Consider the following 13,373-nt stretch of genomic DNA (forward strand, 5'->3'; position numbering starts at 1 on the left):
CCTAATCAACCTCGCCGCATGGGCAGGGTGGGCAGGGTGGAGGGGGGCGGGTCTAGTTCGATGGTGGCGACGACTTGACCGTGGTCAGACTTCCAGGGTTCGATGGTTTCGTCTAGCAGGGTTTGGTCAAACAGGTGGTCGTTGTAGACCGAAACGTAGGTGACGCGGCCAATGCGGTCGCGGTTTTGGGCGGCAAATTCCTCGCTCACCATGATGTGATCGAGGCTGTCGTAGTGGCCGTTGTGGATGTGGGTGTAGTAGTGGTCGCCGTAGCCCAGGCGGGCCTGGATATCCTTCACCTGGTAGAGTAGCACGTCCCACACCGGGGCTTTTTTGCGGTAGGGCCAACATTCCCAGGGGGGCTGACCAGCCACGATTTGGGTGGTTACCGCTGTGTGGTTGTCGTTCACGTCGCCCATCACAATCACCGGATAGCGGCGATCTTGCAGCACCTCCATCAGGATGCAGCGTAAGGCCGTGGCCTCCGCCGCCCGCCGAATCAGCGACCGCGCATAGCCCTTGGCCACTTCCACCGGATCCCCCCGATCCACGCCATCGGCCAGGGTGGGACGTTTAGACTTAAGGTGAATTACAAAGGCGGTGCATTGAATCGTGTCGGTGAGGGCCAAATCTACCGCTAGCACGGGGTGGGAAAACTGGCGAATGGGTAGTTCGGCCCCATCCAGTTCTAGGGCACTGCCGGGGGGGAAATCCTCATATACCCGCTGATCCAGCACCGGAAACCGCGTCGCTAGAGCCAACCCAGGGCCACGTCCGGCCCCCTCGGCCATCACAATCGTGTGCTGACGGTGGTATTCACTGCGGTGCAGCGCTTCCTTCAGCGCTCCCTGATGAAACACCTCCTGAAAGCCCACAATATCCACCTTCATGCGGTCGAGCTGGCGGCCAATCCAGGTGAGTTTTTTGAGGTAGTCGTCGCGGCTGTAGGCTTCGCCGGGGTAAAAGTCACGCTCCGGCAGGGCCAGGTTACACAGGTTAAAGGTGCCCACCCGAAACAGGCGGCGTTCTGGGGCAGAAAGGCTATCGACCACGGTAGTACGGATCCTAAGTAGAGTTATGAAGTAGATTGACGGAGACTGAGCAGGGCAACGCTAAGGGTGACCAGAACGACGCCGAAGGACTGTACCCAGGATAGATGTTCTTGCAGGGCCAGGGCGGCCAAAACAGCGGTGAGGGCCGGATTGGCGGATCCCACCATGGCGGCGGCGGTGGCCCCCACCCAGCGAATCCCTAGGTTGTTGAGCAGATGGCCCGATGCCGTGGCCAGGGCCGAGAGGAGCGCCCCAATCCAGAGGCCCGCCCAGTCTAATCCCTGGAGGTTGACGGGCCAAATCAGCAGACAAAGCCCAGACAAAACCAAGGTGCTAGCAAAGCTGATGCCCGTGAAGGGGAGGGGATGGTAGGTTTCAAAGGCCTTTTGGGCCACCACGGTGTAGAGGGCATAGGCCAGGGCCGAGGCGAGACCGAGGATCACCCCCAGCCAACTCATCGATCCTTCGCCACCCAGGGGCACCGTGAGGCTGCTACCGAGCAAAATCAAGGCCATAATGCTCCAGCGCATGGCTGTGGGTCGATGGCCAAACCACCCCCAGGACAGCAGCGCCGTATAGACCGGAAAGGAGAAAAACAGGGTGAGGGCAATGCCCGTAGGAATCAGTCCGATGGACACATAGAGCAGCCCCAGGTAGAGGAACATCAGCCCGCCCCCGGCCAGGGCCAGCCCCAGTTCCCGGCGGTGATTGGGCTTTTGCAAACGCTGCAAGTCTGGCCATAGATTGGGATAGAGGGGGGTAAGCACCAGGGCCATCAGCGGCACCCCCAACAGCATCCGCATAAACAGCAACAGAAAGGAATTGGGTAATGTGGGTTCCACAAAGCCGCCCACCATTGCGCCGCCGAGGGGATAGGCATTAAACAGCACCCGCGCCACCAGATTTTGCAAGGAAAAGAACCCTGCCGCCAACACAATGATTAGGTAGCCCATGGATCGTTCTCCTCGTTCGTTCCCACCCTATGTCATTAAATCCCCCTATTTCTAGGCTGGCTTTTCGAGATCTTTCCGCTATGCTCGATCCAGGGTAGGGATGCGACCTTCGATCCGCCCCATTCCCCTCGCTCTTTCTCCACCCCCTTGCCACCGTGAGCCTAAAAACCCTCGTCCAAAAGTCTCTCAAATCCTTGCCCTTCAACGGCAACGGCCACAACGGTTTCTCCCCGGCCCAGTTTGATGCGGCGGTGATGACCACCTACGGGCGCTTTCCCCTCACCCTCACCCGTGGCAAGGGCAGCTATGTGTGGGATGACCAGGGCCGTCGCTACCTAGATTGTGTGGCGGGTATTGCCACCTGCACCCTCGGCCATGCCCACCCCGCCATGGTGGAGGCCGTTAGCCAGCAGATTCAAACCCTGCACCATGTCTCCAACCTCTACTACATTCCCGAGCAGGGTGCCCTAGCCCAATGGCTGGTAGAGCATTCCTGCGCGGATCGGGCGTTTTTCTGCAACTCTGGGGCCGAGGCCAACGAAGGGGCGATTAAGCTGGCCCGTAAATATGCCCACACCAAGCGGGGCATCGCCAACCCGCTGATCATCACCGCCCAGGCCAGCTTCCACGGACGCACCCTGGCCACCATCACCGCCACCGGGCAACCCAAGTATCAGAAAAACTTTGACCCGCTGATGCCCGGTTTTGCCTACGTCCCCTACAACGATATCGCCGCCCTAGAGAGCCTGATTGCCGAACTGGATGCCGAAACGCCCCAGGTCGCGGCCATCATGCTGGAAGCGCTTCAGGGGGAAGGGGGTGTCTGTCCGGGGGATCGGGCCTATTTCCAACGGATTCGGCAACTTTGCGACGAAAAGGGCATTCTGCTGATTCTGGACGAGGTGCAGGTGGGCATGGGCCGCACGGGCACCCTCTGGGGCTACGAAAACCTCGGCATCGAGCCAGATATCTTCACCTCGGCCAAGGGCTTGGGCGGCGGTATTCCCATCGGGGCCATGCTCTGCAAAGCCTCCTGCGATGTGTTTGAACCGGGCGACCACGCCAGCACCTTTGGCGGCAATCCCTTCGCCTGCAAAGTGGGTCTCACCGTCTGCCAAACCCTAGAAGCCGAAAACCTGCTAGAGAATGTGCAACAACGGGGCGAACAACTGCGCCTAGGGCTGCAACGCCTGATTCAGCAGTATCCAAACGTGCTGGAACAGGTTCGCGGCTGGGGGCTGATCAATGGCCTAGTGCTGCAACCCGAAAGCTCGATCAAGTCTGTGGATATTGTGAAAGCGGCCATGGGCGAAGGCTTGCTACTCGTCCCGGCTGGCCCCCAGGTGGTGCGCTTTGTGCCCCCGCTGAACGTGAGTGCCGACGAAATTCAGCAGGCCATTCTGTCTACCGAAAAAGCCATGGCCATGGCCATCAAACGGCAGCATTCCTAGGCTGGGGGGGCTGTTTCACTAGGGCGAATCGCCTGCTCAACCTCATCCACAGACAAGCTCAGAATCGTCGCGATTTCCACCGCCGAGAGCCCCCGTTGATGGAGCGGTTGAATGGCCCCTAGACGGGCCTGACGTTCTTGCTGGGCCTGGATTTGGTACGTCTGGGCCTGGGCTTCCAGTTCTAGGGCTTTTTCTTCGGCGGACGGATAGCGGTTGCCCTCGGCATCAAACCAGGTGAGTACCTCGCGAATCTCGCCGCCTAGAAGCCCCTGCGCCCGACCGATGGCGAGGCCGACCTCTGGCATCCATTAGGGTTCACCCCGTTGCAGTTGATACTCACCGTCGATGAGTTTGTAGACCTCGAAGGGCTGGTGCTTGTCGCGTCCCCAGTATTCCGGGTTGTAGATGACGTAGTACAGAACGCCGAGGTTGGCGTAGATAGCCATTTTCTCGACGTACTCCCCGCCCGGACTCAGGACACCATCTCCAGGGCCATGATTCGGAACGGTGTCGGCTTCTTCCCAGAGTACGTAGCTTCTGCGGAAGCGCTGACCGGGCTTGCGACGGGGCACGCCGAGGGCCAAAAAGCCATCGGGAATCACCGGAACGCGGTAGTCCCCCCCTGTGGTGTGGTAAATGCCCATATCCACGCCAAAGTACCAGTCTTGGCGGTCGGCCCAGATAAGTTTCAGCAAAAAGAGTAGGTAGTTGGGTAAAAGATTCTGGTCTTCGTCGTCAACGGGGGTATCGTCGGAGTCGAGCAGCTCGTCGCTGGTGGGGAGGTTTTTGTAGAGGTCGGCTTGTACCATGGCGGTGGCCTAGGATCGCATGGCTTTATCATAGCGGTGGGTGAGGCGATCACCAGACGCCGAAAAGGAGGCTGGAGGGGAGGTCGTTAACGCCGGGACCCCAAGGGCTAGGAAGCTAGACAAATCGGCGTTACAGTGGCGAAATATCGGGTTTTCTACGGCCTAAAGTGAGCTATGGTAGCTACAGAATTTATGCAGTCTGGACAGATTCATGGAATGGCATGTCACCGACGCCCAAAGCCTGCGAGTCATTGACAACGAAATTGGCGACCATGGCTTCTCCCCGGCAGAATACGAGATTGTGCGTCGAGTGATCTATGCCACCGCAGATTTTGACTACGTGGCCCACGTCCGGTTTTCTGACCAAGCCCTGCAATCGGGGGCCGCTGCCCTAGCCGCCCGCACTACCATTGTGGTGGACGTTCCCATGGTGCAGGTGGGCATCACCCCAGCCATCCAGGCTACCTTTGCTAACCCGGTCTATTGCAGCATGGACGCCCTCACCCGTCCCCAGAAGGGCAGAAGTCAAGCCGCTTGGGGCATTGAAACCTTGGCCCTGCGCTATCCGGAGGCTATTTTTGTCGTGGGGGACTCGGAGGTAGCCCTGGCGACCCTGGTGGATTTGATTGAAACCCAAAAAGTGCGTCCTGCCCTAGTCGTTGGCACACCTGCCGGATTCCTAGACACCGCTGTGCTTAAGGATCGGCTGCAAGACACGATGATTCCCCATGTGCGGATTGATGGCCGCAAGGGCAGTGCGGTGGTGGCCGCCGCCATCGTCAATGGCTTGGTGGATCTGGCATGGCAAGCCTATGGCCAAGATCCAAAATCGGTGAATTAGGCCCAGGGTTCTGGGGGTATGGCAAGATAACAGCGGTGTTTGACGGTATCCCCTGTGATTTGGATTGACTGGGCCATTGTGGTGGTCTACTTGGTGTTTTCCCTCGGCCTGGGCCTGTATCTGGGCCGCAGAGCCTCTGGTAGCCTGGTGGATTTTTTTGTGTCGGGGCGATCTCTGCCCTGGTGGCTGGCGGGTACCAGCATGGCCGCTACCACGTTCTCCATCGATACGCCCCTCTACATTGCCGGGGTGGTGGGCAATCGCGGCATTGCGGGCAACTGGGAATGGTGGAGCTTTGGCATCGCCCATGTGGTGATGATTTATGTCTTTGCGCGGCTGTGGCGGCGGTCGGAAATCATCACCGATGCCGAACTAACGGAACTGCGCTATGGCGGCCCCATGGCGGCGTGGCTGCGGGGGGTGAAAGCCTTTTTGTTTGCGGTGCCGATCAACTGCATCGGCATTGGCTACGCCATGTTGGCCATGGTGAAGGTGATCGATGCCCTACAACTATGGCAGTCTGTGGGTGTAGAACCGGGGGAGAGCCTTAAACTGCTCAGCGTCATCGGCGTTAGCGTCTTGGTGTTGGTCTATGCGGGCTTTTCGGGCTTGTGGGGCGTGGTGGCCACAGACTTTTTCCAGTTCTTTCTGGCCCTGCTGGGGGCGATGATCGTGGCGGTGGTGGCGGTGACCAACCTCGGCGGCATGGGGAGCTTGGTGGAACAGGTCAAAGCCGTGGGCGGCACCGATCTGCTGGCCTTTGTGCCCTTGGAACGTGCCGATGAGGGGGGCTGGTACCGCTGGAGCGAAACCGCAGGTATCAGCGTCAGCACCTTTTTGGCCTACGTCACCCTGCAATGGTGGGCCTTTCGTCGCAGTGATGGCGGAGGGGAATTCATCCAGCGCCTCGCCGCCGCCAAGGACGAAGCCGAAGCGGAAAAAGCCGCCTGGTTTTTCAACATCCTCCACTACGTCATCCGCACCTGGCCCTGGGTGATTGTGGCCCTGGCGGCGGTGGTGATCTATCCCAACCTAGACGACCGAGAACTGGGCTACCCCATGCTCATGCTGGACTTTCTGCCCCCGGTGCTGCTGGGTCTGGTGGTGGCCTCGCTAATTGCCGCCTTCATGAGCACAGTCTCCACCCTAATCAACTGGGGTGCCTCCTACTTAACCAACGATTTGTACGGGCGGTTCCTGCGTCCAGAAGCTTCCCAATCAGAACTGGTCTTGGCGGGGCGACTGGCCTCGGTACTGGTGACGGCCCTGGGTGCGGTGGCAGCCTTCTATTCTCAGGACGTAACCACGGTATTTCGCTTGGTGATTGCCATCGGCACCGGGCCAGGGCTAGTGTTAATCCTGCGCTGGTTTTGGTGGCGGATCAATGCCGCCGCTGAACTCGCCGCCATGGTGGCCGGGTTCCTGGTCGGCCTGGTGACCACAGTGGTACCCATTCTCACTATTTCCGACTTCGGCCTGCGCTTGCTGACCACCACCCTGATTACGATGGTGATCTGGGTCACCGCCATGCTGGCCACCCCGCCAGAAAGCGACGACACCCTAGATACCTTCTACACCAAAGTGCGCCCCGGTGGCCCCGGATGGGAACGACAACGCCAGCGCACCGGACTCTGGCCCGCCCAATCCCTCAGCTACGATTTGCTCAAAGCCCTCGCCGCCCTACTACTGCTGCTAGGTGCCATGCTGGGAGTCGGCGGATTCCTGCTATATCAACCCCTGACAGGCTGGGTATGGCTGATCGTAGCCGTAGGGGGCGGCTGGTGGCTGCGTCGCCTGGGCAAGAGCACTCCAGCCAGTCCTCCAGCCAACCGAAACGAATTTTAGGACTTTTCCCTGATTCACCCAGCGACGGGTAGTATTCTATCTACGGTGAATCTATAACGGTTAGGCTAGTATCTAGACATACTTAAGGTGGCCTACGTATAGACCTAGAGGCTCTTGACGTAAGGGTTCCCGAACCTCGGTGGACAGTTTCACAACTGGCTAGTCTAGGCTAAACCCCAAGTCACCTGTAGAATGTATCGAAGTTCAAGGGCGTTTCAGCGGTTTTAAGATAGCTCCTTCCTTAAATCAAGATGACTTACCTGATGCACTGGAGACTCTTTTTCTCAGCCCTTCCCTTGTCTGGTCTGGCGTTTTTTCCCCTGTCTATGTCCCAGGCTTTGGCTCAATCCAGTCTTCCCTTCGCTGATCCCGAAAGCTCACGCGAAGCGCCATCGCCAGCCCCCCAGCCAATAGTCGGTAGTACCCCTCATTCGCCGTCTTTGGGTCAACGGGATGCCTATGTGCTTGGAGCGGGGGATCAAGTCCAGGTAGATGTGTTTAATGTGCCCGAATTTAGCGCCTCCTACACCGTTCTGGTGGATGGCACCCTCAGCATCCCGTTGCTCGGCGACGTAGATGTCCAGGGTATGACGCTCCTAGAGGCGACCAGTCTTCTAACCCAGCGCTATGCCCCCATGCTGACCCGCCCGCCCCAGGTGACGGTGACCCTAGAGTCCCCTCGTCCCGTGAGAGTGGCGGTGGCGGGGGAGGTTAGGAGACCAGGATCCTATGATATTGAGTTTACCCCGACTGGCTCCGGCGACGGATCTAGTCTTAGTTGGCCAACCTTGACCCAGGTCATCCAAGGTGCTGGGGGAGTGACTGAACAGGCCGATGTGCGCCGAGTCCAGGTCATTCGACCTACCCTCACGGGGGAACCTACGGTTTTGGAAGCGAACCTGTGGGATTTAATTCAGGCAGGAGACTTGGATCAAGATATTCGGTTGCGGGATGGGGATAGGGTGATTGTATCCGTTGCCACGGCTCCTCCAGAGGAACTGATCAGGATTGCCACTGCCAATTTCTCGCCCGATAAGATTATGGTGCAGGTGGTAGGGGAGGTATCCCAGGGCGGCAGTATCGAATTGCCAGTCAATGCTAGTCTGAACCAAGCCATCTTGGCTGCTGGAGGGCTAGATAACCCCAGGGTACAATCCTCCTCCGTAGAACTCGTGCGCCTAAACCGAGATGGCACCGTCCTGCGACAAACCTACGACGTGGATCTCTCTGCGCCACCCAACGATCAAAACAACCCTATCCTGATATCCGATGATGTGGTGATCGTGCGACGTACTACCATTGCTCGGACTACTGACTGGTTGAACGTCCTACTGGCCCCTTTTGTCGGAGTTTCTACTTTCATTCGACTATTTGGTTTTTAGCTCGGCGATAGGTTCTTAGGCAGGGTCATGGAAGATTTGAAACATATCGAGCCAGCAGCCAATGGCAATCGCGACTATCCACAATTAGTCGTCAGCCCTAATCTGGATGCCTATCGCACTGAGCCAGACGACGAAATTGAACTCCGCGATCTGTTTGCCGCTCTCAAACGGCGCTGGCTTCCCCTATTGGGAGTAACCACGGCCACTTTTGTCGGGCTATTAGCTTTTTATGTAAGCCGCCCCCCGGTTTATGAACGATCCTTCTCCATGGCCATAGAGCCCCTCGATAAGCTTACGGGACGTGAATCTGCCTCTTCCGGTCTAGCCGCCCTCGCTGGAGGGGCTGGCTTAGCTGGGGTTGCCCTACCGAGAGGGGCTGGAGGGGCTGACTACAGCAGTCTGATTGCCGTCCTACAGAGTGAGCTTGTTCTGGAACCGGTTGTCGAGGCGGCGCGGGCACAGACTGAGGATCCAGAATTTGGACATGGGGCACTACTGGAAGATCTAACAGTTGAGCAAGTGGAGCTATCTAAGATTTTGGAGGTGTCATTTCGTTCCAAGGATCCAGATCTGGTGGACAGAGTGATTTCTGAGCTGCAAACGGTCTACGTTAACTACAGCACCGAAACCCAGCAGATGTCCCTCATCCGGCGACTCAACGATCTGAATGCCCAGGTGGCGGTGCAGCGCCAGGAGGTGGCGAGTACGCAGGCATCTTTGCTTCAGTTCCAGGGGCAAAACCAAATTCTGGATCTCAAGTCAGCTAGTGAGGCTCTAGAAACTCGTCGTAGTGAAGTTTTGCTAGAGCAACAAAACACTCGAATTACCATTGAGACGACCTTGGAAAAATACAATAATCTCCGAAATCAGGTAGGTCTACAGCCAGCGGAGGCAATCTTGGTCGCCAACTTGAGTGAGTCTCCGGTGTATCAAAGTTTGTTGACTCAATACCGAGAACTGGAAAGTGAAATTGCGGTGGAATCGGCCCGGTTCAGAGCTGATACACCGATGATTCAGGCGCTTCAGGACAAACAGCGACAATTACTACCGCTCCTCGAAGCAGAGGTGGAGCGAAACTTGGGTAGTGCCGTCACTTCCGCTGGTCGCGTCACCCCGCAAACGCTAGGCTACCAGGGCTCCATTGGTCGTGATTTGGCCAAGGAACTGGTCTCAGCAATCAACCAAATTCAAGTTCTAGAAGTTCAATACCAATCTCTATCCCAACTCTACGGGACGCTGTCTGACCAGCTCGACAACTTAGTCAACCTCGGCAGTAACTTTAGAGAAATTGAACGTAATCTAGCTCTCTCAGAGGCCGCCCTACAAGGGCTGCTAGCCGCCCAGCAGGAGTTGAAACTCCAGCTAGAAGCCGAAACCAATCCCTGGATCATTGTCTCAGGCTATGACCTAAGCAAGCCTCTGGAGCCAGAAAGTCGTCTTGTCCGGGGCTTAGTGATCGCCTTAGTCGGCAGCACAGTGCTGGGCTTAGGCACCGTTTTCCTGCTAGAAATGCTAGATCGTTCTTACCATGGCCCAGATCATGTCGGCGAAGATACTGGGCTTCCCATTTTGGCCTCTGTGCCCAAGGCCCGCCGTCTGCTGCCTTTGATACATCAAACTCAGGCTAACTTGGCCCACACAATGGCGGGCTCCCTCGCACTTCCTATGGCTCAGTCTGACGTTCGACGTCAGGCTAATCCTAGGTCATCACATTTCTCTTTAGATCAGCTTCGGTTTGAAGCGGCGTTTCAGGATCTAAGTGCTAACCTCCGTTTACTCAGTGCCAATCGGTCAATTCAAGTGGTCGCCATCTCCTCGGTAGCAGCGGGAGAAGGGAAAACAACGGCAGCCTGCCACCTAGCCCTTGCCTCGGCCAAGGCAGGTCGGAGAGTGTTGCTGGTAGACTGCGATTTAGTCCATCCTCAGCTTGGATCGCTATTTGGTCTAGAGACTCCACACAAGGCGTTCACTGCTAATGAAGGACTAGGGCCGACGGTGAAGCCCCTCCTCGATAATGGCAACCTTGATCTGTTGCAGTTTGCCGATCAGGACATGGTCTTATCGACAGGTCTGTGGAGCAACTCCGATTTTGATCGATGCCTGAAAAAATGCCGAACTGACTATGATTTGATTATTCTTGACACTTCAGGATCCCTCAATGAGGCTGCTACTAAACTTGTGAGCTACCACGCCGACGGTTTATTGCTTGTTATCAGGATAGGTCAAACGAATCGAGATCTCGTCAATGACGCGGTCAGGGATTTTCGCACAACGTCGCAAACGTCTATCCTGGGCCTAGTGGCCAATGGCGTCGATTTAGGTGCAGGCAGGTAATCCATGGGTTTATTTCGCAAGTTAGCTGATCTTCCCCGTCGAGCCAAGCTCTATATGCTTTGGTTGACTGATGTGTTGGCCATTATCCTAGCCCTCTATATTGCCCTTTCTCTGACACAGCACTCTCTGTTGCTCTTCAGTGAACTGTCGGTCTACAGGTTATTGTTCTTGGGTAGTGTGCTAGTGAAAACCTTGGTGTTTTATGCCGTAGGACTCCATCGATCTGTCCTGAAGTACATCAGCTCTGAACTGCTTTGGAAAGGGGTTGTTCTATCGAGCTTACTCTTTGGCATTCTGTTGGTAGTCATGACCTACCCAGCCTACTCCTTCGTGCTCTGGGTGAATGATTTCGTCTGGACGTTCCTGCTAGTTCTGGGGATTCGATCTTTAGCGCGATTTCTGGTTTATGCCGAATCTATCCACCATCCTAGAAAGCCCCTGATTATCTATGGTGCGGGCATGGCAGGTTCACAATTGGCTAAAACCCTATCCGCAGGTCGTGAGTTTAAGATTGTCGCCTTTGTGGACGATAATCCACAAATACAGTCACACCTAGTCGGTGGCATTATGGTATACAATCCCGTTTTTTTGCCGAAACTGATCGGTGATTATGGGGTGGAGACGTTGCTACTCGCCATGCCATCCATCTCCAGATCAGAGCAAGCGACGATCCTGAATTCCCTAGCCTCTCTGCCAGTGACCGTAAAAACAGTGCCGACCCTAGAGGAAATTGTGTCGGGCCAGACGGGAATTAACACATTGCTCTCGGTCAGCGTTAAGGATCTCTTAAACCGCGATGAGGTGTTACCCGATGAATCACTTTTGGCTGCTGATATTAGGGGAAAAGTCGTCCTGGTCACCGGGGCTGGTGGATCTATTGGGTCAGAACTCTGTCGTCAGATTGCTCGACAAAAGCCACAACAGCTCATCCTCTATGAACTCAATGAGTTTGCCCTCTATCAGATTGATCTAGAGCTCAGCGAAACGTTCCCAGATTTAGCTTGCCTCCCCTATCTAGGATCGGTCACCGATCCGGCTCGTCTAAGGGCTGTTCTCACGCAGCATAGGGTGAATACGATTTATCATGCTGCTGCCTATAAACATGTCCCCTTAGTGGAGCATAATGCCGGGGCGGCAGTGATAAACAATATTCTAGGAACCCGCATTGTGGCTGAGGCGGCTCTTGACCATGCCATCAATACCTTTGTCTTAATTTCGACAGATAAGGCGGTACGTCCTACCAATGTGATGGGAGCAACCAAGCGAGTAGCGGAACTGATCCTACAATCCATAGCCAGTAGCAGCACAACGACCCGGTTTAGTATTGTTCGATTTGGCAATGTGTTAGGCAGTACCGGATCGGTAGTACCACGATTTACCGATCAAATTAGGGCAGGCAAGGCAATTACGGTAACCCACCCCGAGGTGACCCGCTACTTCATGTCCATTCCAGAGGCAGCTCGGTTGGTGATTCAAGCTGGTGCCATGGGAGGTCAGGGCGAAATTTTTCTATTAGATATGGGTAAACCAGTCAAAATCTATGATTTAGCTAAACAAATGATTTATTTGAGTGGTTTACTACCGGAGATAGATATACCTATTAAGATAACTGGGCTTCGCCCTGGGGAAAAACTATATGAAGAGCTTTTAATTGATCGAAAGAAAGCCATGCCTACGAAGCATCCAAAGATATTTATGGCCCAGGACTACGATGGTAACATCGGTGATCTTCATCGGTACATAGATCAACTACTTCAGGCGGCCCAAACAGGCGACATGATGGCAATTCGGAAATACCTCCAAGCCCTCATCCCTGAATATCAACCCAAGGACAAGGTTCTCCCCCTAGCGCCAGCCAGGTTAGAAAACAATCAGATTATTGCCTAGGCTGATCAGGTGATTGATGATACAACGTTTCTAAAAAGGATGGTACCTATGGGTAAACTTGAAAGCGAAAAGCGATGTAATCGCAACCGTAAGCGTTCTAAGCGTCGTCAGATTTACTGTCCCGATCACGGCTGTTATTTAGATAGCGCTAGTCGCAAATATTGGCTCTATACCGAATCCCCAGAGCAACTACGCCAGCGCGGTGTCAGCCGCCGGGTCGCCCTCATGCTGATCGCCACGGAAACTGCTGTTAAGCTAGATAATGAGTGGATTGAAGGGTTTTGGTGCCCAGAATGCGAGGCTGTATCCTGGTACCATATACAAATGATCGATCAACGAGAATATCGTATCTCAGCGGTTGCACGAGAGCTATGGGAACAAGCCGCTGGAGTTATCCATCCCGAAGGCAACCCCTCCGTTGGAGCTTTTACCCGTCGCCAAGCGCGGGCAAACAATTATGGTGGCATTAAGGATTTCAGATTTGTTGTTTAACCTATAGCGGTTCTCGGTGGCATGAGGTACGTACAGAGACCTGTAACCCTTATCCAGCAAGGATCCTCCTGTACTTCATTCGATCAGGAACCGCTATATTTCTCCCTAGGTCATAGATCTCATGGTGGAGCTTTTCCCAACAATATTCCAACCCTGAAAACACTCTTTAGGAACTGTCACAGAGCAGAACTCTTCCTATCCATCGATTCATTTTTGTTTACTGGACAGTCATAAGTTCTGGACAGGGGTACTAAGTTACTAAGCTTTGGGAGACCTGAGGGGGCAAGGGGTTAAGCTTAGCGGCGATGAATTTAGGCAAAAGTAGAG

Annotated in this window: 11 protein-coding genes; 7 read left to right on the forward strand and 4 right to left on the reverse strand. The window is 55.3% G+C overall.

Annotated features, from left to right (window positions below; genetic code table 11):
• Window positions 1-5: 5 nt before the first annotated feature.
• Entirely contained in the window at window positions 6-1,052 is a 1,047-nt protein-coding gene (locus tag H6G62_RS11955; protein WP_190495357.1) for an endonuclease/exonuclease/phosphatase family protein, read from the reverse strand.
• 23 nt (window positions 1,053-1,075) lie between these two features.
• Window positions 1,076-2,005 (reverse strand): EamA family transporter, encoded by a 930-nt coding sequence (locus H6G62_RS11960; RefSeq protein ID WP_190495359.1) that lies wholly within the window; start codon window positions 2,003-2,005, stop codon window positions 1,076-1,078.
• A 194-nt stretch (window positions 2,006-2,199) separates the two neighbouring features.
• Between H6G62_RS11960 and H6G62_RS11965 the strand changes: the two genes are divergently transcribed.
• Window positions 2,200-3,456, forward strand: a complete 1,257-nt coding sequence (locus H6G62_RS11965) for an aspartate aminotransferase family protein (protein ID WP_242051954.1) — start codon at window positions 2,200-2,202, stop codon at window positions 3,454-3,456.
• Here the strand turns inward: H6G62_RS11965 and H6G62_RS28585 are convergent.
• Together H6G62_RS28585 and H6G62_RS28590 are read right to left on the reverse strand one after the other, a co-directional pair.
• Complete coding sequence (locus H6G62_RS28585) at window positions 3,453-3,761, reverse strand: hypothetical protein (protein WP_347239344.1); 309 nt, start codon at window positions 3,759-3,761, stop codon at window positions 3,453-3,455. The two genes, H6G62_RS11965 and H6G62_RS28585, sit on opposite strands and share 4 nt — an antisense overlap.
• A gap of 3 nt (window positions 3,762-3,764) precedes the next feature.
• Entirely contained in the window at window positions 3,765-4,265 is a 501-nt protein-coding gene (locus tag H6G62_RS28590; protein ID WP_347239345.1) for a Uma2 family endonuclease, read from the reverse strand.
• Window positions 4,266-4,476: 211 nt separating this feature from the next.
• Here H6G62_RS28590 and H6G62_RS11975 point away from each other — a divergent pair, with 211 nt between their 5' ends.
• From H6G62_RS11975 to H6G62_RS12000, 6 genes are all read left to right on the forward strand, one after another.
• The gene (locus H6G62_RS11975) at window positions 4,477-5,106 is read left to right on the forward strand and encodes a precorrin-8X methylmutase (RefSeq protein ID WP_190495361.1); all 630 of its coding nucleotides are present in this window, start codon (window positions 4,477-4,479) and stop codon (window positions 5,104-5,106) included.
• 54 nt (window positions 5,107-5,160) lie between these two features.
• Window positions 5,161-6,951: a Na+:solute symporter gene (locus H6G62_RS11980; RefSeq protein ID WP_190495381.1), complete on the forward strand. Its 1,791-nt coding sequence runs from the start codon at window positions 5,161-5,163 to the stop codon at window positions 6,949-6,951.
• 440 nt (window positions 6,952-7,391) lie between these two features.
• Window positions 7,392-8,333 carry a polysaccharide biosynthesis/export family protein gene (locus H6G62_RS11985; RefSeq protein ID WP_190495363.1) on the forward strand — a complete coding sequence of 314 codons (942 nt, stop codon included), beginning with the start codon at window positions 7,392-7,394 and terminating at the stop codon, window positions 8,331-8,333.
• A gap of 27 nt (window positions 8,334-8,360) precedes the next feature.
• Window positions 8,361-10,667, forward strand: coding sequence for an AAA family ATPase (locus tag H6G62_RS11990; RefSeq protein WP_190495365.1), 2,307 nt, complete (start codon window positions 8,361-8,363; stop codon window positions 10,665-10,667).
• 3 nt (window positions 10,668-10,670) lie between these two features.
• Window positions 10,671-12,554 carry a nucleoside-diphosphate sugar epimerase/dehydratase gene (locus H6G62_RS11995; protein WP_190495366.1) on the forward strand — a complete coding sequence of 628 codons (1,884 nt, stop codon included), beginning with the start codon at window positions 10,671-10,673 and terminating at the stop codon, window positions 12,552-12,554.
• A 48-nt stretch (window positions 12,555-12,602) separates the two neighbouring features.
• The gene (locus tag H6G62_RS12000; protein ID WP_190495368.1) at window positions 12,603-13,046 is read left to right on the forward strand and encodes a hypothetical protein; all 444 of its coding nucleotides are present in this window, start codon (window positions 12,603-12,605) and stop codon (window positions 13,044-13,046) included.
• Window positions 13,047-13,373: the final 327 nt, after the last annotated feature.

The organism is Phormidium sp. FACHB-1136, assembly GCF_014697375.1.
In the GTDB taxonomy this organism is placed as follows: Bacteria; Cyanobacteriota; Cyanobacteriia; order Phormidesmidales; family Phormidesmidaceae; genus Nodosilinea.